Origin of the sequence: Kluyvera huaxiensis, assembly GCF_040149365.1 — a bacterium.
Classification (GTDB): domain Bacteria; phylum Pseudomonadota; class Gammaproteobacteria; order Enterobacterales; family Enterobacteriaceae; genus Kluyvera; species Kluyvera intermedia_A.
Map to the genome: position 1 here is coordinate 58225 of NZ_JBEFLV010000013.1, position 22496 is coordinate 80720.

20 protein-coding genes are annotated in these 22496 nt (G+C 53.4%); 14 read left to right on the top strand and 6 right to left on the bottom strand.

Annotated features, from left to right (window positions below):
- Nucleotides 1–75 precede the first annotated feature (75 nt).
- Together ibpB and ABOC97_RS14565 are read left to right on the top strand one after the other, a co-directional pair.
- Nucleotides 76–504, top strand: a complete 429-nt coding sequence (gene ibpB / locus ABOC97_RS14560; protein WP_349598892.1) for a small heat shock chaperone IbpB — start codon at nt 76–78, stop codon at nt 502–504.
- A gap of 158 nt (nt 505–662) precedes the next feature.
- Nucleotides 663–2324 carry a putative transporter gene (locus tag ABOC97_RS14565; protein ID WP_349598895.1) on the top strand — a complete coding sequence of 554 codons (1662 nt, stop codon included), beginning with the start codon at nt 663–665 and terminating at the stop codon, nt 2322–2324.
- Here the strand turns inward: ABOC97_RS14565 and ABOC97_RS14570 are convergent.
- Nucleotides 2321–3031 carry a GntR family transcriptional regulator gene (locus ABOC97_RS14570; RefSeq protein WP_349598898.1) on the bottom strand — a complete coding sequence of 237 codons (711 nt, stop codon included), beginning with the start codon at nt 3029–3031 and terminating at the stop codon, nt 2321–2323. The two genes, ABOC97_RS14565 and ABOC97_RS14570, sit on opposite strands and share 4 nt — an antisense overlap.
- A 298-nt stretch (nt 3032–3329) precedes the next feature.
- Here ABOC97_RS14570 and ABOC97_RS14575 point away from each other — a divergent pair, with 298 nt between their 5' ends.
- Both ABOC97_RS14575 and ABOC97_RS14580 read left to right on the top strand, forming a co-directional pair.
- Nucleotides 3330–4952, top strand: a complete 1623-nt coding sequence (locus ABOC97_RS14575; RefSeq protein WP_349598901.1) for an alpha-glucoside-specific PTS transporter subunit IIBC — start codon at nt 3330–3332, stop codon at nt 4950–4952.
- Nucleotides 4949–6271 (top strand): 6-phospho-alpha-glucosidase, encoded by a 1323-nt coding sequence (locus ABOC97_RS14580; protein WP_349598904.1) that lies wholly within the window; start codon nt 4949–4951, stop codon nt 6269–6271. The genes ABOC97_RS14575 and ABOC97_RS14580 overlap by 4 nt, the downstream gene beginning before the upstream one ends.
- On the opposite strand, the gene ABOC97_RS14585 is transcribed toward ABOC97_RS14580, so the two are convergent.
- Nucleotides 6268–7161, bottom strand: coding sequence for a helix-turn-helix transcriptional regulator (locus ABOC97_RS14585; protein WP_349598907.1), 894 nt, complete (start codon nt 7159–7161; stop codon nt 6268–6270). The two genes, ABOC97_RS14580 and ABOC97_RS14585, sit on opposite strands and share 4 nt — an antisense overlap.
- 173 nt (nt 7162–7334) lie before the next feature.
- Here ABOC97_RS14585 and ABOC97_RS14590 point away from each other — a divergent pair, with 173 nt between their 5' ends.
- From ABOC97_RS14590 to ABOC97_RS14625, 8 genes are all read left to right on the top strand, one after another.
- Nucleotides 7335–9050: a solute:sodium symporter family transporter gene (locus ABOC97_RS14590; RefSeq protein ID WP_349598910.1), complete on the top strand. Its 1716-nt coding sequence runs from the start codon at nt 7335–7337 to the stop codon at nt 9048–9050.
- Nucleotides 9047–10540: a sulfatase-like hydrolase/transferase gene (locus ABOC97_RS14595; protein WP_349598913.1), complete on the top strand. Its 1494-nt coding sequence runs from the start codon at nt 9047–9049 to the stop codon at nt 10538–10540. The genes ABOC97_RS14590 and ABOC97_RS14595 overlap by 4 nt, the downstream gene beginning before the upstream one ends.
- A 100-nt stretch (nt 10541–10640) precedes the next feature.
- A complete protein-coding gene (locus ABOC97_RS14600) occupies nt 10641–10988 on the top strand; it encodes a YidH family protein (protein ID WP_061280453.1) in 348 nt (115 codons plus the stop codon).
- Nucleotides 10978–11340, top strand: a complete 363-nt coding sequence (locus ABOC97_RS14605) for a DUF202 domain-containing protein (protein ID WP_349598917.1) — start codon at nt 10978–10980, stop codon at nt 11338–11340. Before ABOC97_RS14600 ends, ABOC97_RS14605 begins: the two co-directional genes overlap by 11 nt.
- Nucleotides 11337–12458 carry an anaerobic sulfatase maturase gene (locus ABOC97_RS14610; RefSeq protein ID WP_349598920.1) on the top strand — a complete coding sequence of 374 codons (1122 nt, stop codon included), beginning with the start codon at nt 11337–11339 and terminating at the stop codon, nt 12456–12458. The genes ABOC97_RS14605 and ABOC97_RS14610 overlap by 4 nt, the downstream gene beginning before the upstream one ends.
- A gap of 461 nt (nt 12459–12919) precedes the next feature.
- On the top strand, nt 12920–13234 hold the full coding sequence (locus ABOC97_RS14615; RefSeq protein WP_234505532.1) for a PTS sugar transporter subunit IIB: 315 nt from the start codon (nt 12920–12922) through the stop codon (nt 13232–13234).
- Between the two features lie 9 nt (nt 13235–13243).
- The gene (locus ABOC97_RS14620; protein ID WP_349598922.1) at nt 13244–14632 is read left to right on the top strand and encodes a glycoside hydrolase family 1 protein; all 1389 of its coding nucleotides are present in this window, start codon (nt 13244–13246) and stop codon (nt 14630–14632) included.
- A gap of 1 nt (nt 14633) precedes the next feature.
- The gene (locus ABOC97_RS14625; protein ID WP_349598925.1) at nt 14634–15959 is read left to right on the top strand and encodes a PTS sugar transporter subunit IIC; all 1326 of its coding nucleotides are present in this window, start codon (nt 14634–14636) and stop codon (nt 15957–15959) included.
- 84 nt (nt 15960–16043) lie between these two features.
- Here the strand turns inward: ABOC97_RS14625 and dsdA are convergent, their stop codons facing one another.
- Nucleotides 16044–17366 (bottom strand): D-serine ammonia-lyase, encoded by a 1323-nt coding sequence (dsdA, locus tag ABOC97_RS14630; RefSeq protein WP_349598927.1) that lies wholly within the window; start codon nt 17364–17366, stop codon nt 16044–16046.
- A 17-nt stretch (nt 17367–17383) separates the two neighbouring features.
- Entirely contained in the window at nt 17384–18721 is a 1338-nt protein-coding gene (dsdX, locus tag ABOC97_RS14635; RefSeq protein ID WP_349598930.1) for a D-serine transporter DsdX, read from the bottom strand.
- Between the two features lie 228 nt (nt 18722–18949).
- Between dsdX and dsdC the strand changes: the two genes are divergently transcribed.
- Complete coding sequence (gene dsdC, locus ABOC97_RS14640; RefSeq protein WP_349598933.1) at nt 18950–19876, top strand: DNA-binding transcriptional regulator DsdC; 927 nt, start codon at nt 18950–18952, stop codon at nt 19874–19876.
- A gap of 34 nt (nt 19877–19910) precedes the next feature.
- Here the strand turns inward: dsdC and emrD are convergent, their stop codons facing one another.
- Nucleotides 19911–21095, bottom strand: coding sequence for a multidrug efflux MFS transporter EmrD (gene emrD, locus ABOC97_RS14645; RefSeq protein WP_349598936.1), 1185 nt, complete (start codon nt 21093–21095; stop codon nt 19911–19913).
- A gap of 176 nt (nt 21096–21271) precedes the next feature.
- Nucleotides 21272–22105, bottom strand: a complete 834-nt coding sequence (locus tag ABOC97_RS14650; RefSeq protein WP_349598939.1) for a DMT family transporter — start codon at nt 22103–22105, stop codon at nt 21272–21274.
- A 220-nt stretch (nt 22106–22325) separates the two neighbouring features.
- Between ABOC97_RS14650 and ivbL the strand changes: the two genes are divergently transcribed.
- Nucleotides 22326–22424, top strand: a complete 99-nt coding sequence (ivbL, locus tag ABOC97_RS14655; RefSeq protein WP_072277096.1) for an ilvB operon leader peptide IvbL — start codon at nt 22326–22328, stop codon at nt 22422–22424.
- The last annotated feature ends 72 nt before the right edge of the window (nt 22425–22496 follow it).

A 22496-nucleotide genomic window follows, 5' to 3' on the forward strand; every position in this document is an offset into this window, starting at 1 on the left:
CCCTGGTTAATCATCAGTAGGCTTGCCGTCAGGGAGCCGAAAGGTACTTACTCGCTTCTTAGAAGGAGAAACACAATGCGTAACTACGATTTATCCCCACTGCTGCGTCAATGGATCGGTTTTGACAAACTGGCGAACGCGCTGCAAAGCACCACTGAAAGCCAGACTTTCCCACCGTATAACATCGAAAAAAGTGACGATAACCACTATCGCATTACCCTCGCGTTAGCTGGGTTCCGTCAGGAAGATCTGGATATTCAGCTTGAAGGTACGCGCCTGACCGTCAAAGGTACGCCGCAGCCGCAGGAAAAAGAGACCCAATGGCTCCATCAGGGGCTGATCACACAGGCCTTTAGCCTGAGCTTTACCCTGGCTGAAAATATGGAAGTCACCGGCGCGACCTACACCAATGGTCTGCTGCATATCGATTTAACCCGCAATGTGCCGGAAGCCATCGCGCCGCAGCGTATCGCCATTAGCGAACGCCCGGCGTTGAATAGCTAACAATAGCGTGCAGACCAAGCCCCGAGTTTTCGGGGCTTTTTTGTATCCGATCTTCGCTATCCTCCGTTACCGATTATTGTGCGCCGCACTGCATACAATCCCCCAATCCTTCGGTCATAATCCCTGATGTTAATAATGTTATTCACAGGGATAAGACGATGAGTGATATAGCATTGACGGTTAGCGTTCTGGCGCTGGTTGCAGTCGTAGGGCTGTGGATTGGTAACATCAAAATCCGCGGTATTGGCTTTGGCATCGGTGGCGTGCTGTTTGGCGGAATTATCGTTGGCCACTTTGTCGATCAGGCTGGTATCACCCTGAGTGGACCGATGCTGCACTTTATTCAGGAATTTGGCCTGATTCTGTTCGTCTATACCATCGGCATCCAGGTGGGGCCGGGGTTCTTTGCCTCGCTGCGGGTCTCTGGCCTGCGGCTAAATCTGTTTGCCATTCTGATTGTTATTCTTGGCGGTCTGGTCACGACGCTGCTGCATAAAATCTTCGCTATCCCGCTTCCGGTGGTGCTGGGTATTTTCTCCGGTGCAGTCACCAATACGCCCGCCCTGGGGGCTGGTCAGCAAATCCTGCGCGATCTCGGTGAGCCGTTCAACGTGGTCGACCAAATGGGTATGAGCTATGCCATGGCCTATCCATTTGGTATCTGCGGTATTTTGCTGACCATGTGGCTGGTACGCCTGTTCTTTCGTATCAATGTCGAAAAAGAGGCTCAGCAGTTCGATGAGCAGGCTGGCTCAGGGCATTCGCATCTTAAAACCATCAATATCCGCGTTGAAAACCCCAACCTGAACCGCATGGCGATTCAGGACGTGCCGGTGATTAACAGCGATAAAATTATCTGCTCACGCCTGAAACGGGGTGAAACCCTGATGGTGCCGTCGCCCACCACCATTATTGAAACCGGCGACCTGCTGCACCTGGTCGGAGAAGCTGCGGATCTGCACAATGCGCAGCTGGTGATTGGCAAAGAGGTGGAAACCTCGCTGTCGACGCGTGGAACCGACATGAAAGTCGAAAGGGTGGTCGTTACCAACGAGAAGGTTTTAGGCAAAAAAATCCGCGATCTGCACTATAAGCAGCGCTATGACGTGGTGATCTCCCGCTTAAACCGCGCCGGGGTTGAACTGGTCGCCAGCAGCAATGCCAGCCTGCAGTTTGGCGATATCCTGAATCTGGTAGGCCGTCCAGCGGCGATTGAAGCGGTGGCGTCTGACCTTGGGAACGCGCAGCAGAAACTCCAGCAGGTGCAGATGCTACCGGTGTTTATCGGTATTGGCCTGGGCGTGCTGTTGGGCTCTATCCCGCTGTTTATTCCTGGCTTCCCGGTAGCATTGAAGCTGGGGCTGGCCGGTGGGCCGCTGATTATGGCGCTGATTCTGGGGCGTATTGGCAGCATTGGTAAGCTCTATTGGTTCATGCCGCCGAGCGCCAACCTGGCGCTGCGCGAGCTGGGGATTGTACTGTTCTTGTCGGTGGTGGGGCTGAAATCTGGCGGTGATTTCGTTGAAACGCTGCTGCACGGCGAAGGGCTAAGCTGGATTGGTTACGGGATTGTTATTACCGCTATTCCGCTGCTGACGGTGGGCATTTTGGCCCGCATCTTCACGAAGATGAATTACCTGACGTTGTGCGGCATGCTGGCAGGCTCGATGACTGACCCACCGGCGCTGGCCTTCGCTAACAACCTGCATGCGACTAGCGGCGCGGCCGCGCTCTCGTACGCCACGGTTTATCCGCTGGTGATGTTTTTGCGCATCATCACCCCGCAGCTTTTAGCTGTGTTGTTCTGGGGAATGAGTTAGCGCTCTTTGACCCGGCGCAGGTGGTAATCCACCTGGTATTCGCTGGCGTTACGGAACATCACGGAATAGTTAAGAAACTCGCCGCTGTCGCTGTAGGAAAGGGAGGTGATACGCAGCAGCGGCGTTTGCTCCGGTAGATTCATCGACAGCGCCAGCTGTTTGTCCGCCAGCACCGGCGTCAGGCTTTCATAGTTGCCGCTGATGGTGATGCCGCACTCTTTCTCAATATAATCAAATTTAGACCCCTCCAGATGCACCAGCGACAGCGTGCGAAACAGTTTGACCGGCATATAGCTGTCTTCCAGCATCAGCGGCTTGCCGTCCACATAGCGTACCCGGCGCGAGAAGTAGATCCGCTCGTTAATCTGAATTCTGAGCTGGCTGGCGATAGCGGGTGGGGCGGGCATCATTTCAAACACCAGCACCTTGCTGACCACCTCTTTACCTTGTTGGCGCAGCACTTCCGCCAACCCGGTCAGGTTAGTGGTTTCGTGATGAATATCTTTGTGCGCCACGTAGGTGCCGCTGCCGTGCTTTCTGACCACCAGCCCCCATTCAATCAGCAGATCGATGGCTTTACGGATGGTCATGCGCGCCACCCCAAACTCTTGTGCCAGCGTTTTCTCACCGGGTAACGGGCTGCCGATATTGAAATCGGATGAATTCAGCAGCAAACGCAATCTATCGGCAATTGATTTGTAGATCACAACTAGACCTCTTATCGCTTAAGAAGGGAAATTATTGAACCGGTGTTTCTTATTAAAAACTAACTTATTACAGCTGAATACAGAGTCTTTCTTGAGAGTGAAAAAAAAGTGATTTTAAACATGTCTATTTTTTATCTAAAAAGTAGACAACATTGCACTAATTAAAACCATGAATGCGATCACGAATCGCAACGCTATAACATGTTGTTGGGCGGGCAAATTCCTATTCTCGTATCAGGCCGGAGATAAAGATAAATAAGGCCACTCACCCTACGAGTTGTTAAATGAGGATTCTCAAATGCTCAGTCAAATACAACGCTTTGGCGGCGCAATGTTTACCCCAGTTTTACTGTTTCCATTTGCTGGGATCGTGGTGGGTATCGCAATCATGCTGCGCAACCCGCTGTTCGTTGGTGAAGCGCTCACCGCTTCCGATAGTTTATTCGCTCAGATTGTTCACATTATTGAAGAGGGCGGCTGGACGGTATTCCGTAATATGCCGCTGATTTTTGCCGTCGGCCTGCCGATTGGCCTGGCAAAACAAGCACAGGGCAGAGCCTGTCTGGCCGCTCTGGTCAGCTTCCTCACCTGGAACTACTTTATTAATGCGATGGGGATGACCTGGGGCCACTTCTTTGGCGTCGACTTCTCTGCCGATCCAACAACAGGCAGTGGCCTGACGATGATTGCCGGAATTAAGACGCTCGATACCAGCATCATCGGTGCGATCGTGATTTCTGGTCTGGTGACGGCCCTGCATAACCGCTATTTCGACAAACCGCTCCCGGTATTTCTTGGGATATTCCAGGGTTCTTCTTTCGTCGTGATTGTGGCGTTCCTGGCCATGATCCCCTGTGCCTGGCTTACGCTCCTCGGTTGGCCGAAAGTACAACTGGGCATTGAGTCTCTTCAAACATTCTTACGCAGTGCCGGGGCGCTGGGCGTCTGGGTTTACACCTTCCTTGAACGCATTTTGATCCCAACCGGTCTACACCACTTTGTCTACGGCCCGTTCATCTTTGGCCCGGCGGCGGTTGAAGGCGGAATTCAGGTTTACTGGGCGGAGCATTTGCAGGCATTCAGCCAAAGCACCGAGCCGTTGAAAACACTGTTCCCGGAAGGCGGATTCGCCCTGCACGGTAACTCTAAAGTGTTTGGCTCCGTGGGCATTGCCTTAGCGCTGTACTTTACTGCGGCACCGGAAAACCGGGTCAAAGTGGCTGGCCTGCTCATTCCCGCCACGCTGACGGCGATGTTAGTCGGGATCACCGAACCGCTGGAATTCACCTTCCTGTTCATCTCCCCACTGCTGTTTGCCATCCATGCGGTGCTGGCAGCGACGATGGCCACTGTGATGTACATGTGCGGCGTGGTGGGGAATTTTGGCGGCGGCCTGTTGGATCAGTTCCTGCCGCAAAACTGGATACCGATGTTCCATAACCACGCCTCAATGATGTTCATCCAGATAGGCATCGGGGTGTGCTTCACCGCGCTCTACTTCGTGGTCTTCCGCGCGCTTATCCTTCGATTCAACCTGAAAACGCCGGGCCGCGAAGACAGCGAAATCAAACTCTACAGCAAAGCGGATTATCAGGCTTCACGTGGCAAAACCACCGGTGAAGGCGCTGCTGGCGCGAAACCGAGCCAGGCCGCAGGCATTCTTCAGGCGCTGGGCGGGGCCGCCAACATTGAGAGCATCAACAACTGCGCCACCAGGCTGCGTATCGCGCTGGTTGATATGGCGAAGACCGAAAGTGACGACGTCTTTAAAGCACTGGGCGCACACGGCGTCGTGCGACGCGGCAATGGCATACAGGTCATTGTTGGGCTGCACGTTCCGCAGGTTCGCGACCAGTTGGAAAGCTTAATGAAACATTCTCTACCGACCGAACAAACCACCATGACGGAGGCAGTATCATGAAAAAATTCTCAGTTGTTATCGCAGGCGGCGGCAGCACATTTACCCCAGGTATCGTTTTAATGCTGCTGGCAAACCAGGACCGGTTCCCACTGCGGTCGCTGAAATTTTACGACAACGACGGCGCGCGTCAGGAGACCATCGCCGAAGCGTGCAAAATCATCATGAAAGAGCAGGCGCCAGAGATTGAGTTTAGCTACACCACGGACCCGCAGACGGCGTTCACCGATGTGGATTTCGTGATGGCGCATATCCGTGTCGGCAAATACCCGATGCGCGAAAAAGATGAAAAAATTCCGCTGCGCCACGGCGTATTGGGCCAGGAGACCTGCGGGCCGGGCGGGATTGCCTACGGCATGCGTTCGATTGGCGGTGTACTGGAACTGGTGGATTACATGGAAAAATATTCGCCGAACGCCTGGATGCTGAACTACTCCAACCCGGCGGCAATCGTGGCGGAAGCGACCCACCGTCTGCGCCCGAACGCCAAAATTCTCAACATCTGCGATATGCCCATCGGCATTGAAGGGCGTATGGCGCAAATTGTGGGTCTACAGGACCGCAAACAGATGCGCGTGCGCTACTACGGGCTGAATCACTTTGGCTGGTGGACTTCTATTGAGGATCTCCAGGGGAATGATTTGATGCCGAAGTTACGCGAACATGTCGCTAAATATGGTTATGTACCGCCATCTAACGACCCGCATACGGAAGCTAGCTGGAACGATACTTTTGCCAAGGCAAAAGATGTACAGGCGCTGGATCCGGATACTATGCCGAACACCTACCTGAAATATTATCTGTTCCCGGACTACGTGGTCGCACACTCCAACCCAGAGCGTACGCGTGCCAACGAAGTGATGGATCACCGTGAGAAGAATGTCTTCAGCGCCTGTCGGGCGATTATCGCGGCGGGTAAATCCTCAGCGGGCGATCTGGAAATCGATGAGCATGCTTCCTATATCGTCGATCTGGCAGCGGCGATTGCCTTCAACACTCAGGAACGCATGCTGCTGATTGTGCCGAACAACGGTGCTATCCATAACTTTGACGCCGATGCGATGGTAGAGATCCCATGTCTGGTGGGCCATAACGGGCCGGAACCGCTGACGGTAGGCGATATTCCAAACTTCCAGAAAGGGATGATGGGCCAGCAGGTGGCGGTTGAAAAACTGGTGGTGGATGCGTGGGAACATCGCTCTTACCACAAGCTGTGGCAGGCCATTGCGTTGTCGAAAACCGTACCGAGCGCGTCGGTCGCGAAAGCGATTCTGGATGACCTGATTGAGGCCAATAAGGATTACTGGCCTGAACTGCACTAACTTTTCTGACCGGCATCCACTGGGTGCCGGTCGCCTATTTTCAACACCGCGGAAGGGGCATAGCCAAACTTACGCTTAAACGCTTTGCTGAAGTGGAAAGAGTCAAAAAAATTAAGCATTCCTGCCACCTGACTCACTGAGTTTCCCTCCTGTTTTAATAATGATTGCGCTAAATTGAGCTGGGCATCCAGGTAATACTCTTTAGGCGTTTTCCCGGTATAACGTAAAAACAATCGCCGCAGCCAGGGTTCACTGCACTGCATCATTTTTGCCATATCGGCGACGCTCCAGCGTTGCTGTGGGTTGGCGTGCAAGGTTGCGATAAGCTGCTCCAGCTTAATCAGTTGCCGGTCTTTATTGTCACTTTCAGCAATAAGGCAAATCCATTGATAAATAATCTTTGTTAAGTAGGCAACCGCCAGATTATTTTTCAAAGGATCGTGACTGGTGATAAGCGTTGCGACTTCACTCATTTCTTTATTATATATATCGCCATTGTAGATAACACCCGGCTGTAATATAGGGATTGGCATTAAGGTGGTCGGAACAAACTCCATCCAGTATTGCTCCCAGATCAAACCAACGCAATGATAGGATTTTATTTCGATTGGTTTAATAAATATAATACAGTTTCCGTTGAGGGTGATTTCTGAATTGTCTTTGAGATATATTTTTCCGCACCCTTGTAAGGTGTATATTGCAACCCATGAGTTAGCGATAAGCGGTTTTTTCTTATCGCGAGGCCAGCTTACACGGTAGCTCTCATCGGCCAGGGTATGCCAAAGCGAGATCAGGGAAATTCCGCTTGAGATCACATTTTCTTCCAGAACTAACGGAATATTATACGTGGTTTCGTTTTTTACATGCGAAATGTGCGTTTTTCCATTCATTTTAATTTCCCTTCGGCAAATGATGCCAGCAACCTGAGATGTGGAATTTAGCAAAAAAAGAATCGCTCAGGGATACATTGCTTCTTATTTTATGAATCTCATCGCCTTAACCCGAAATAAACGCTATTCCTCTGACCTGCGTGGCATCGGGATATAATGAAAAGGGCTACAAGATGAATATGATACAAATAGTGAGTTTTGTTGGCTTTACGCTGCTGGTGGCGGTAATCACCTGGTGGAAAGTGCGTAAAGTGGATACGGGATCGCAGCAAGGTTATTTTCTCGCGGGCCGCTCGCTGAAAGCGCCGATCATTGCCGCTTCGCTGATGTTAACCAACCTCTCAACCGAACAGTTGGTGGGGTTATCCGGGCAGGCCTATAAAAGCGGCATGTCGGTGATGGGCTGGGAAGTCACCTCCGCCATCACGCTGATTTTCCTGGCGCTAATCTTCCTGCCGCGCTATCTGAAGCGTGGAATTGCCACTATCCCCGATTTTCTTGAAGAACGTTACGATAAAACGACCCGTATTATCATCGACTTCTGTTTTCTTATCGCCACTGGGATCTGCTTTTTACCTATCGTTCTCTACTCCGGTGCGTTGGCGCTGAACAGCCTGTTTCATGTTGGCGAATCGCTCGGGATTACCCAGGGCGCGGCTGTTTGGCTATTGGTGATTTTGTTAGGTATCGCCGGAATTATGTATGCGGTGATTGGTGGCCTGCGGGCGATGGCGGTTGCGGATTCCATCAACGGTATTGGGCTGGTAATCGGCGGGCTGATGGTACCGGTATTTGGCCTGATGGCGATGGGAGACGGCAGCTTTCTGCAAGGTATTAAGCAATTAACGACCGTGCATGCGGACAAGCTCAACTCTATTGGCGGTAGCAGCGACCCGCTTCCTATTGGTGCGGCGTTTACCGGCCTGATTCTGGTGAATACCTTCTACTGGTGTACGAACCAGGGCATTGTCCAGCGCACGCTGGCTTCGAAAAGCCTGGCGGAAGGGCAGAAAGGCGCGCTGTTGACGGCGGTGCTGAAGATGCTCGACCCGCTGATTCTGGTACTACCGGGGCTGATTGCGTTCCATCTGTATCAGGATTTACCCAGTGCCGACATGGCGTACCCTACGCTGGTCAATAAAGTGATGCCGCTTCCGCTGGTCGGCTTTTTTGGCGCGATACTTTTCGGTGCGGTGATCAGTACGTTCAATGGTTTTCTTAACAGCGCCAGTACTCTGTTTAGCATGGGGATTTATCGCCGCCTGATAAACGAAAATGCCGAACCGTCGCAGCTGGTGCGTGTGGGCCGTAAGTTCGGTCTGTTTATTGCGGTAATTTCAGTGCTGGTGGCACCGTGGATAGCCAATGCGCCTCAAGGTTTATATAGCTGGATGAAGCAGCTCAACGGTATTTATAACGTCCCGCTGGTCACCATTATCATCATGGGTTTTTTCTTCCCTCGTATTCCGGCCATTGCAGCCAAAGTGGCGATGGGGCTCGGCATTGTCAGCTACATCACCATTAACTATCTGGTGAAGTTCGATTTTCATTTCCTCTACGTGCTGGCCTGTACTTTCTGCATCAACGTGATGGTGATGCTGATTATTGGCATCATCAAACCGCGCGCCACGCCGTTTAAATTCCAGGATGCTTTTGCCGTCGACATGACCCCCTACAAAAACGTGAAGATTGCTTCTGTTGGCATCCTGTTTGCGATGATTGGCGTTTATTCGGCGTTGGCGCAGTTTGGTGGCTATCAAACGCGCTGGCTGATGTTCCTCAGCTACGGTGTTACCGCCGCCGTGGTTATTTATCTGATTTACAGCGGCTGGCGGGAGCGTCATTCCGCGCCGGTACCTTGTTCTGCTGACGCTAAGGAAAAATCATGAGTCGTCCGAATTTCCTGTTCATTATGACCGATACCCAGGCTACCAATATGGTGGGCTGCTACAGCGGTAAACCGCTGAATACGCAAAATATTGATGCGCTGGCTGCCGAAGGTATCCGCTTTAATTCCGCTTATACCTGCTCGCCGGTGTGTACACCCGCACGCGCGGGGCTGTTTACCGGTATTTATGCCAACCAGTCCGGTCCGTGGACTAATAACGTCGCGCCGGGAAAAAATATTTCCACGATGGGGCGTTATTTTAAGGATGCCGGCTATCGCACCTGTTTTATTGGCAAGTGGCATCTGGATGGTCATGACTATTTCGGTACCGGTGAATGTCCTGCCGAGTGGGATGCGGATTACTGGTACGACGGCGCGAATTATTTAAGCGAGCTGAGTGAGGAGCAGATTGGCCTGTGGCGCAATGGTTTGAATTGCATCGAAGACCTACAGCAGCACGGCATTGATGAAACCTTTACCTGGGCGCATCGCATCAGCAATCGGGCCGTTGATTATCTGGCTAAAGCGCCGCAGCGCGATGAGCCATTCCTGATGGTGATTTCTTATGACGAACCGCACCATCCCTTTACCTGTCCGGTGGAGTACCTGGAGAAGTATCAGGACTTTTACTATCCGCTGGGCGAAAAAGCACAGGATACGCTTGCGAATAAACCCGAACATCATCGGCTATGGGCGCAGGCCATGCCGTCGCCGGTGGGGGAAGATGGGCGCTACCATCATCCGATGTATTTTGCCTGCAACGACTTTGTCGATGACCAGATTGGTCGGGTGGTGAATGCGCTTACCCCCGAGCAGCGCGAAAATACCTGGGTTATCTACACCTCCGATCACGGTGAGATGATGGGGGCACATCGGCTTATCAGCAAAGGGGCGGCCATGTATGACGATATCACCCGCATTCCGCTGATTATGCGGGGGCCTCAGGGCTCGCCTAGGCAGGTGGATACGCCGGTGAGTCATATCGATTTACTGCCGACGATGATGGCGCTGGCGGGGATCGATAAACCGGATATTTTACCCGGCGGCAACCTGCTGCAGATGGCACCAGAACGCGGCGTGATGGTGGAATTTAACCGCTATGAAATCGAACACGACAGCTTTGGCGGCTTTATTCCGGTGCGTGCCTGGGTCACTGATGGCTATAAGCTGGTGCTGAATCTGTTTACCAGCGATGAGCTTTACGACCGCCACAACGACCCCGACGAGATGCATAATCTGATAAACGACGAGAGATATGTGCCAACCCGCGACGGGCTGCATGACGCGCTATTGGATTATATGGACCACATTCGCGATCCGTTTCGTTCCTATCAGTGGAGCCTGCGGCCGTGGCGCAAGAACGCTAAGCCGCGCTGGATGGGCGCGTTCCGTCCTCGGCCAGAAGATGGCTACTCGCCGGTTGTACGCGATTACGACACCGGAATGCCGACGCAGGGCGTGAAGGTGGAGGAGAAAAAGCAGAAGTTCTGATGCTTACGCCTTCGGTATGATTTTTGGAAAACTCAGCGGCGAAAAACAGGCAATTACGATAATGTTAAGCCGCTGACCATTATGGATAACAGGAATCGTCATGAAAATTTCCCGCCTCGGTGAAGCGCCGGACTACCGCTTTTCGCTGGCCAACGAACGTACTTTTTTAGCCTGGATTCGTACCTCGCTCGGTTTCCTGGCGGCAGGCGTTGGGCTTGATCAGCTGGCACCAGATTTCGCGACCCCGGTTATCCGTGAGGCGTTAGCGCTGATGCTGTGCCTCTTTGCCGGTGGGCTGGCGATTTACGGATACCTGCGCTGGCTGCGAAATGAAAAGGCGATGCGCCTGAAAGAGGATCTTCCTTACACTCGCAGTTTGCTGGTGATTAGCCTGATCCTCACGCTAGTCGCGGCGGTCGTGATGATATTGGTGTTCTATGCCGGATAGCCGCAAAGCCCGGCGTCAGGCTGACCCAGGGCTGCAGCCGGAACGCACCTCGCTGGCGTGGCTTCGAACGCTGCTTGGCTACGGTGCACTGATGGCGCTGGCGTTAAAACACAATTGGCATCAGGCCGGGGCGCTGTTCTGGATTTCATTGGCGGTACTGGCGATAGTTGCTGCCATCCTCTGGCAATACACCCGCAATCGTAACGTTATGGATGTGACGCAAAATGATTTTGTCCAACCGCGCGCGGTTCGTGACAAATTTATGATCTCCCTCGCGGTGTTATCCCTCGCAATATTGTTTGCTATTACCCACATACGCCAACTTATTATTTTTATCAGGGATTTAGCATGACGGGATGTCAGGTGATGGCCAAACCGGCCAGCTCTCGCTGTAACCTCAACTGCCGCTACTGTTTCTACATTGAAAAACCCCAACAACCGATGATGGACGATGCCACGCTGGAGGCCTTTATCAGCCAGCATATTGCCGCGCAGCCGGGGCCGGAAGTCACCTTTGCGTGGCAAGGTGGGGAGCCAACACTGTGTGGTCTGGACTTCTTCCAACGCGTTCTGGTGCTGCAAAAGCAGTACGCAGACGGGAAGCAAATTCACAACGCTTTCCAGACGAACGGCATCTTGTTGAATGAGGCATGGTGCCGCTTCTTTCACGACAATGGCTGGCTGGTGGGACTTTCGCTGGATGGCCCCGCCGATCTCCACGATACCTACCGCGTTAGCCGCAGCGGTAAGCCGACGCATCACAAGGTGATGAACGCTATCGACATGCTGGTAACGCATCAGGTGGAGTTCAACCTGCTGGTGGTTGTGAACCGCCTTAACAGCCAGCACCCTCAGCATCTGTATCGCTATCTTCGCGGCCTGGGGACGCCATTTTTGCAGTTTATCCCGCTGGTTGAGTGCGATGAGAGCGGGGGCCTGAGCGCGGAGTCGGTGACGGCGCAGGCGTGGGGCGCGTTCCTTAACGGTGTCTTCGATGTCTGGGTGCGCGAAGATATTGGCCGGGTCTACGTTCAGTTGTTTGACTCCACGCTGGGCATCTGGAGCGGCTATGCCTCACAGATGTGCGCCTTAGGTGAAACCTGCGGCCACGCTTTTGCGCTGGAGGCCAACGGCGATTTATATCAGTGTGACCACTACGTGTTCCCGGAATATCGGCTGGGCAATATCCATCAGCGGACGATTACGACGCTGAATGCCACGCCGGAGGCCGCGGCATTTGGTCAGCAAAAATCAGCCGCCCTGACGTCAGAGTGCCGCCAGTGCCCGGTACTCCGTTTTTGCCACGGAGACTGTCCAAAGCATCGCATCTCTGGAGGCAAGAGTGCGCTATGTGCCGGCTATCGCCAGTTCTTCACTTACAGCGCACCGCACATGAAAGCGATGCGCGATCTGCTTAAACAGCGGCGTTCGCCGATGGAATTAATGGCGATGCTAAATCAGAGCCGATAAGTTTTGGGCTGAAAGACATCAATAAATTGTGTTTCTCGAAGTGCTGCACGCGCTGAATTTCTGGCGCGTGCTTGTCTGCGGCAATCATGTTACCCGCTACGTTTCGCCCACGACACCGTCAATGATATTGCCGTACGCAGTGGGTTTGCTGATGTTAGCGACTTTTCACCCACTTTTCGTCGCCAGTTTGGCCTCTTGTCGAATCAGTGTCGTTAACCTGCTTAGAGTGCGAGCCAGGACATAAAAACGAATAAAAATAACACTACTGATATTAAAAGTAACATTCCTATGTTGTTGTTTGTGGTTGGTATTTATTATTTTATTTCAGAGTTGTTGATAAAAGTACCAGCGATATAACTCGGTTTTGTGTCGCCCCTCTCTTGCCGCTATCTACCATACTACGCAAAATATATTCTGCCGCATCTCGCGGAATACCACGCTTATTACGTCAGGGGAAAATGATGAAAAAGATCTTTTTATGCTGCGCAGCAGGCATGTCGACCAGCATGTTAGTGGAAAGAATGAAACAGTCAGCCGCCAGTCGCGATATTGCGGTGGAAATTACCGCCGTTCCAGTTTCTGAATTTGGTCAGATAGTCGAAGAGGCCGATGTTATTTTATTAGGCCCGCAGGTTAAATTTCAGCTGCAGAGTTTATCTACCGCCGCAGCACCTCACGGTGTCCCTGTTGCCGCCATCGATATGATGCAATATGGCTCGATGCAGGGCGATAAGGTGCTGGATCACGCGCTGTCTTTATTACCGAAAGCACAATAAGGACAGGTTATGAAATATCATTTTCCTGATAACTTCTGGTGGGGGACCGCCACCAGTGCCACCCAGTCCGAAGGACATATTTCTGGCGATGGCAAAGGTAAGAATATCTGGGACCACGCCTCACATGAGTTTAACGACCGCTTTTATCAGGGCGTCACGTCCGATGATACCTCGACGTTTTACCAGCACTATCGGGAAGATATTCAGCGCGCCAAGGACATTGGCCTGAATTCATTTCGCACCTCGCTCTCCTGGTCTCGCTTAATTCCCGATGGCGATGGTGAAGTCAATCCGCAGGCGGTGACGTTCTATAATGCGGTGATTGATGAATTATGCGCTCAGGGGATTGAGCCGTTTATCAATCTCTACCACTTCGATATGCCGATGGCGTTGCAGGAAAAGGGCGGTTTTGAGAACCGTGAAGTGGTGGAGGCGTTTGCCCGCTACGCGCGGATTTGCTATCAACTCTTTGGCGATCGCGTGCGCTACTGGTTTACCTTCAATGAACCGTTAATCCCAGCCGAAGCCGGATATTTACATCCTCGCCATTACCCCTACGTCACCGATTTTCGTCGTGCGGCGCAGGTGCTGCACCATATTGTGCTGGCGCACTGTAAAGCGGTGGCGGCGTGGCGCGAGCTGAAACTCGACGGACAGATCGGCATTATTATGGATGTGATTCCAGTCTATCCACGCAGCGATACCCCGGAAGATATGCAGGCCGCCGCGATGGCCGATCTTTTCTATACCCGCAGCATCAACGAACCTATTTTACTGGGCCGCTATCCGCAGGAACTTATCGATATTCTGCAAGAACACAATCAACTGCCGGAATCGCTACCCGAAGACTGCGCGTTAATTGCCAATACGCGCATCGACCTGCTGGGGATTAATTACTACCGTCCACGACGGGTGAAAGCGCGGGAAACGCCGTTGGATGAGCCGCACGGTTTTGTGCCCGAACGCTTTTTTGAAGAATACATTATGCCTGGGCGTCGCATGAATACCTCGCGCGGCATTGAGATTTACCCAGCGGCGCTTTATGACATCGCGATGGTGGTCAAAGAGCGCTACGGCAATTTGCCGTGGTTTGTGTCGGAGAACGGTATTGGTATTCAGGATGAAGAGCAGTTTATGGTCAACGGCCAGGTGCAGGATGATTACCGCATTGAATTCCTGAAAGAGCACCTGAGTTATCTCCACAAGGCGATGGCCGACGGCAGCAATTGTCTGGGCTACCACATGTGGACCTTTATTGACTGCTGGTCATGGCAAAACGCCTATAAAAACCGCTATGGCTTCTATCGTCTGGATTTAGCCACCCAGCAGCGCTCGCTGAAAAAGTCCGGGCAATGGTTCTCAACGGTGATTGCCAATAACGGTTTTACGGGGGAATAACATGTCTTACTTTGAACGGTTGGCTGAAAAAATGCTGCCGGTGGCTAATGCCATCGGTAACCAGCGTCATATGCAGGCGATACGCAACGGCTTAATTTCTATTTTGCCGCTGACCATTGTCGGCTCATTTTTCGTTATTCTGCTTAATATCCCGATCAAAGGTTATATGGATTTTATCGCGCCGTGGCGCGATATCCTCGACGTGCCGTTCCGCTTTACCGTTGGCTTAATGTCGCTGTACGCCGCGTTTACCATCGGTTCGTTTTTAGGAAAAAGCTACAAGCTCAACGATATTACCAGCGGCCTGTTGGCGATGTTAGCAACGCTGCTGATGATTGTTCCGGTCAACATTAAAGAGGGCGTTACCGTTGCCGGTGATGCTATCTCCGGGCGCTATATTCCGGTTGCTTCGCTGAGTTCGCAGGGGCTGTTTGGCGCGATTATCTCTTCGCTCATTGCTATAGAGGTCTACCGTTTTATTAAAGTCCGCAATATTGAAATTAAAATGCCGGCAGGCGTACCGCCGGTGGTCGCTAGTTCATTCTCGGCGCTGTTCCCAACGCTGGCGGTGGTGCTGATATTCTGGATCCCTCGGCATTTTTTAAATATCGATATTAACGCCATCATCAGTTACATCATCATGCCGCTGAAGGGCTTTATGACGGGCACCAATCTGTTTGGTGGTATCGTCACGCAGTTCTTTATCGACCTGTTCTGGGTGTTTGGGATTCATGGCCACGCGGTCATGGGGCCATTGATTCGCCCGCTGTGGGATCAGGCAATTGTGCAGAATATGGAGCTGTTCCAGGCCGGAACCAGCGCCTACGATCTGCCGAATATCTTTACCGAACAGTTCTTCCAGTGGTATGCCCAGATGGGCGGCACCGGCTCCACGCTGGCGTTGGTGGTGCTGTTTATCCGCTCTAAGGTTATCTATCTGAAATCGTTGGGTAAGCTGTCGTTTATTCCGGGGCTGTTTAACATCAATGAACCGATGATCTTTGGCGCGCCGATCGTCATGAACCCGATTCTGGCGGTGCCGTTTATCCTCGCGCCGATGGTGAACACCGTAGTGGTGTATCTGTTTACCATCAGTGGACTGATTCCGCGCATGATGGTCAAGCCGCCGTTTACCATCCCCGCGCCGCTGGGGGCGTTGATTACCACCAACTGGAACCTGATTGCCTGCGGGCTGGTGTTTGTCTGCTTCTTTATCTCGCTCGCGATCTATTACCCGTTCTTTAAGGTCTACGAGAAGAAGATGCTGGAAACCGAGCAGGCTCAGCAGGAAGAAGAGCAAAAAGCCAAACAGCTGGCGGACGCATAATCCGTCATGCTCAGTGCGCCAGCCGGAGTCCCAGCTGGCGCATTCTCGTTTTTATCCCGCTACATCAATCAATTCCAGCGGCGATTAACGTCCTTTTGCCAGGTACTGCGCCATTTCGGCTTCCGGCACCATACCGCCGCCCGTCGCCCACACCAGGTGGGTGGCGTTATTGAGCTGCTCCGCGCTAAAGCCATGCATCTGCTGGTAGTCCGCAGAGGCGCAAACGTGCTGAGGACCGGCCATCCCCGCCAGCGCAGAAGGCTCAAGACGGATGTTTTCTTCCTGCGCCAGCCAGCCCAACATGTCGTACATCGTCTGGTCATCCAGGGTATACAGGCCGTCGAGCAGGCGTTCCATCGCGCGGCCCACAAAGCCCGACGCACGGCCCACCGCCAGCCCATCCGCAGCCGTCAGGTTGTCGATGCCAATCTCCTGCACGGAAATGTTATCGTGCAGCCCGGTATAAACCCCCAGCAGCATGCATGGTGAATGCGTCGGTTCGGCGAAGAAGCAGTGAACGTTGTCGCCAAACGCCAGCTTCAGGCCAAATGCCACACCGCCAGGACCGCCGCCAACGCCGCACGGCAGATAGACAAACAGCGGATGGTCGGCATCCACCACGCGCCCTTGCTGCGTGAACTGTGCTTTCAGACGCTGGCCCGCGACCGCATAGCCTAAAAACAGCGTGCGGGAGTTTTCGTCGTCGATAAAGAAGCAGTTCGGGTCGGACTCCGCCGCCTTGCGCCCCTGTTCAACCGCCACGCCGTAATCCTCTTCGTATTCCACTACCGTCACGCCGTGGCTGCGCAGTTTGGCTTTTTTCCAGGCGCGGGCGTCGGCGGACATATGCACCGTCACCTTAAAGCCAATGCGCGCGCTCATAATACCTATCGACATCCCCAGGTTGCCGGTGGAGCCTACCGCGATGCTGTACTGGCTGAAGAACTGTTTGAACTTAGGGGATAACAGAACGCTGTAGTCATCTTCGGTGGTCAGTAAACCGGCTGCCAGCGCCAGTTTTTCCGCGTGGGTCAGCACTTCATAAATGCCGCCTCGGGCTTTAATTGACCCAGAAATGGGCAGATGGCTGTCTTTCTTCAGCAGAATTTCGCCGTGGATAGGCCGGCCGTACTCTTTTTCCAGCCGTTTCTGCATGGCCGGAATAGCGGCCAGTTCAGACTCGATAATGCCGCCGGTGGCCGCGGTTTCTGGAAACGCTTTTGCCAGATACGGCGCGAAGCGCGTCAGGCGGGCGTGGGCATCCTGAACATCACTATCCGTCAGGCCAACATACGGTAAACCTTCCGCAAGAGAGGTGGTGCCAGGGTTAAACCAGGCCGTTTCCTTAAGAGCGACCAGATCGTTCACTAAAGGATACTGGGCGATAAGTGTTTGAATGTTTTCCATAGTCAGTCTCTTTGCGCTTAGATAATAAAGGAAAGCAGGAATGTGCAGGCCAGTGCAATCGCAGAGGCGATAAATGTTGCCGTTGTATAGTATTTAAACGTCTCATTCAGGGTCGCGCCGCAGTATTGCTTCACCAGCCAGAAGAGGGAATCGGTAACGATTGTGCAGCCAATTGCGCCGGAACCGATGGCAATGGCGATGATCTCCGGGCTGACGTTGGGATAGAGCGGCAGCATCGGCGCAACAATCGCCGTCGCGCCCATCATGGCGACGGTGGCAGACCCCACCGCCGCATGCAGAATTAACGCTACCAGCCAGGCCAGCAGAATCGGGTGCATGTGCATGTTGGAGAGAATGAGCGCGAGGGTATCCGCCAGCCCGCTGCTTTTCAGGACCGCGTTGAAAGCGCCGCCAGCCCCGATAATCAGCAGAATGTTAGCAATAGAGCCAAAACCGTTTTCGGTGTGGGTCAGCAGCGCCCCCATGCCGATGTGCTGGCGCAGACCGAGAATGTAATAAGCCACGAAAACCGCGATGAACATGGCCGTTATCGGATTACCGATAAACTCCAGCAACGTATAGACCAGGCTGCCCTTGGCCATATTCAGCTCAGCGACGGTTTTAACCAGCATCAGGCCAATCGGCAACAGCACGGTAAACAGCGTGGCGCTAAGCGACGGCAGCGTGCTTTCATCGCGAACCTTAAGGTCAGAAAACTCAGCCGGTACCGGCTTAAACGGCAGGCGGTTGCCGATGAATTTCAGGTACAGCGGCCCGCCGATGAGTGATGCCATTAGGCCCACCAGTAAACCATAGACAATCACGGTGCCGATATCCGCACCCAGCTTATTGGCCACGAACAGCGCCGCTGGATGTGGCGGTACGACGCAGTGCACCGCCATCAGCGCGGTACACAGCGGAATTGCCAGCTTCAGTAATGAGGTATTGGTTTTTTTGGCAATCGAAAAGGCCAGTGGAATCAACAGCACCACGCCAACTTCAACAAACAGCGTGATCCCGCAAATCAGCCCGACCAGCACCATAATGACATCGGCCGAAAGCCAGCGGCAGCGCTGCAGCGTCAGGCCAATGCGTTCTGCCGCGCCGGACACTTCCATCATCTTGCCCAAAATGGTGCCGAGGCCAATGACGGCGGCGAGGAAGCCCAGCGTACCGCCGATACCACTCTCAATGGCATTCACCATATCCAGCGGGCCCATGCCCATCATGGTGCCCACAAAGAAGCTGGCTAACAGCAGTGCCAGAAACGGGTGGAATTTGAACTTCACGATGGTCAAAACGATTAACACGATGCTTATCAGCAGCGTGCTCACAACCCAGATTTGAGAGTGCATAACTCACCTTGCCCTGTGATTAATATGGGTCTATTGGACAAAAAGAGGGCACGGTCTGACAAACGATAAAAATCGCCTTTCACATGAGCTAGATTGCATCAAATGAGTGATTTACGTCTAAATGTGGTGTGCTAATGCGATATGAATCATTCTAATTCATCTTTGCGCTGATTTTTACCGCGACTTTTTTTACACTCTGACGAATAAATCAGGAGGAGAGAGGTGAGTATGGATCCCGTTCGTGAGGTCAGAAATCGGCTGCTCAATGGCTGGCAATTATCAAAGCTCTATACCTTTGAAGTGGCGGCAAGACACCAGTCGTTTGCGCTGGCGGCCGATGAGCTTTCATTGAGCCCCAGCGCCGTCAGCCACCGGATTAATCAGCTTGAAGAGGAGCTGGGCATTCAGCTTTTTGTCCGTTCGCACCGAAAAGTGGAGCTGACCCACGAGGGAAAGCGGGTGTTCTGGGCGCTGAAGTCGTCGCTGGATACGCTGAATCAGGAAATTCTCGACATTAAGAATCAGGAGCTGTCCGGCACGCTAACGGTCTACTCGCGCCCCTCTATTGCTCAGTGCTGGCTGGTTCCGGCGTTGGGTGACTTTACCCGCCGCTATCCGTCGATTTCACTGACCATCCTGACCGGCAATGACAACGTCAATTTGCAACGAGCCGGGGTCGATCTGGCCATCTATTTTGACGACGCGCCCTCTGCGCAGCTGGCGCATCATGTCCTGATGGATGAAGAGATTGTGCCCGTATGCAGCCCGGAGTACGCACGCCGCTACGACCTCACCGACAGGCTGGTGAACTTGCCGCACTGTACCTTACTGCATGACCGACAGGCGTGGAGTAATGATTCCGGTACGGACGAATGGCACAGCTGGGCGCAGCATTATGCGGTGAATTTGCCGACATCGTCGGGCATTGGCTTCGATCGTTCAGATTTAGCAGTGATTGCTGCGATGAACCATATCGGCGTCGCGATGGGGCGTAAACGGCTGGTGCAAAAACGCCTCGATAGCGGAGAACTGGTCGCGCCGTTTGGCGATATGGCGCTGAAATGTCATCAGCGCTATTACATCACCACGTTGCCCGGTCGGCAGTGGCCGAAAATCGAGGCGTTTATTGGCTGGCTGCAGGAACAGGTGAAATAGCGGCGGCAAGCGACAGAGGACGCTTGCCTGCGTTTTAGACAGCCTGTCCCTGCTGCGACATGCGCGACGCCAGCGGCAGCCAGCAGAGGAAAATCAGCAGCCCCATCAGCGTCATCAGCAGGCCAATGCTGGCCTGCCCGGTTTGCGGCATCATCGCCGATAGCCAGGCCAGCACGCCGGAACCGATATTTTGCAGGCCGCCCACCAGCGCCCCGGCGGTCCCGGCGAGGAATGGGAACGGCTCCATTGCACCGCTGGTCGCCAGCGGGAACAGCATCCCTGCGCCGAAGAAGAACAGTGCGGCAGGCACCAGCAGCGTCCAGATATTCATCACGCCAAACAGGCCCGGGATCCACATCATCAATCCTGCCAGCAGGCAGCTAATCACTGACTGCCACATCATCGTGGGGAAGCGTTTATTTGGCCGCCCGGCAAACCATGCGCCGAAGAACGCCGCCGGAATTGGCAGAATAAACAGAATACTTACCGTCATGCTGCTAAGCCCCAGCACGCCGCCCATCAGGACGCCGGAGCTGGCTTCGAATACCGCAATTCCTGCCAGCCCACCGATCAGCATCAGCAGGAAACAGTTAAAGCCGCTGTTACCAAACAACGTTTTATAGTTGCTGATAAGCCGCGTTTTTGGCGCTCCGGTCGGACGGGTTTCCGGCATCCAGCGTGCCATGCTGAAGGTTACGCCCGCGCACAGCACCAGCAGGAAGCCGTAGCAGGCGCGCCAGTTAATCAATGTTTCGAGCACGCCACCAATCAGCGGAGCCAGCAACGGGCTCACCAGAATACCCATGTTTAACAGGCTGTTGGCGTGGCGAAGCTGACTGCCTTCATACAGATCGCGCGGCAGCGTACGTGCCATCACGCCGCCGACGCCGGTCCCCATGCCCTGCATGGCGCTGGCGGCAATCAGTACCGTCAGGCTGTGAGTGGTGATAGCGACCAGCGTGGCCAGCATAAAAATCGACATCCCGACCAGGATAACCGGGCGGCGTCCGACTCTGTCGGACAGCGGGCCGTAGAACAGCTGGGAAACGCCGTAGGTCAGCAGATAGGCCGCCATCACGCTCTGCACCGCCCCTTCACGGACGTTAAGATCGTTCGCCATCTGAGCAATCGCCGGGATATAAATGGTTTGCGCCATCTGTCCGACGGCCACAAGCAACACCAGCATCACCAGGATATTGACGTTTCTGTCTCTTTTCATTTCGCTGATAACTTTATAAAAATTAGGTTTATAAGAATAAATGTCTAGCTAATACGCTAAAAGCGAGAGGAATCTACCATAACGAGATGATGATTTAACCATCTATCATGTAAATGAAATGTGTGATGCAGGCAGGATTTATACACGTTAAACGGCAACAATAGTTGCCAGTATTTTCAGGAGAGGCGCAGCAAAATGGCACCGGCGGCGATGCCGAAGGCAGCAAAGAAACGCAGGCCGGAAACGCGCTCTTTGAGCAGCAGCCAGGCGATGATGGCACCGAACAAAATAGAGCTTTCGCGCAGGGCCGCAACCACCGCTAGCGGGGCCTGAGTCATCGCCCACAGCGCCAGGCCATAAGAGCCCATGGTGCCCATTCCCCCCAGTAAACCTTTCTTCCAGTGCTGCGTCAGATAGCGCGATGCCTCCCGGCGGCGGGTCATCATTGCCCACGCCAGCAGGCTGCTGCCGTTAAGGAAAAATGACCACACCGTGTAGCCAAAAGCGGAACCTGAAAGGCGCACGCCAGTGCCGTCGATAAGCGTATAACCGGCAATAATACAGGCGTTGAACAGCGCCAAAACAACACCCAACTGCGAGCCTGAGCGGCCATTTAACGCCATCCCCAAAATCGCCGTACAGATCACCGCAATGCCGAACCAGGCCATTGCCGAGAGATGGTCGCCCAGCAGCAGCACGCTAACGATAGCGACCAGCAGCGGTGCGGTGCCGCGCATCAGCGGATAGGTTTGGCTCATATCTGAAATCTGATAGGTCTTCGCCACCAGCACGGTGTAGATAACCTGCAAAATCGTCGAGGCAATCAGGAACGGAACGCTGGCGCTTGAGGGCGCGGGGGCGAAGGGCAGCAGCAGTAGCGCAATCAGCGCGGCGGAGCCGGTGACGCCAATGGCCGAGTAAAGCTTGTCGTTTCCCGCTTTGACGATAGCGTTCCAGGTTGCGTGCAGTAGGGCGGCGAACAGCAAAATGCAGAAAACAGAAAGCGTCATGATAATGCGTTGCTCAGGGATATTTCACCAAAACGTAACACAACCGACGGGCGGCAACCAAGGCCAGAAATAGCGGGAAAAAGGGACAGATTGGATTATTTTCCTGACGGTAGAAATGTGATCTTTGCTGCATTTTTGCGCGGATGAAAATATTTCCATTGTCAGTATGAAAAAGCTGTGTTTGTATGAATTCACTTAATGAATTCGAGATAGACCCTTAATGACTCCATCCATGATGACCTCGACGCTACTAAAAACCGCGCTACCAGCCGCGGTTGTCGTCGTGCGTGTGGTGGTGGTCGTCGGCAATGCGCCGTAGGGTCAGGAACACACACGATTCCAAACCCCGCCGGCGCAAACCGAGCGGGGTTTTTAGTTTCTAGCCCCCCGC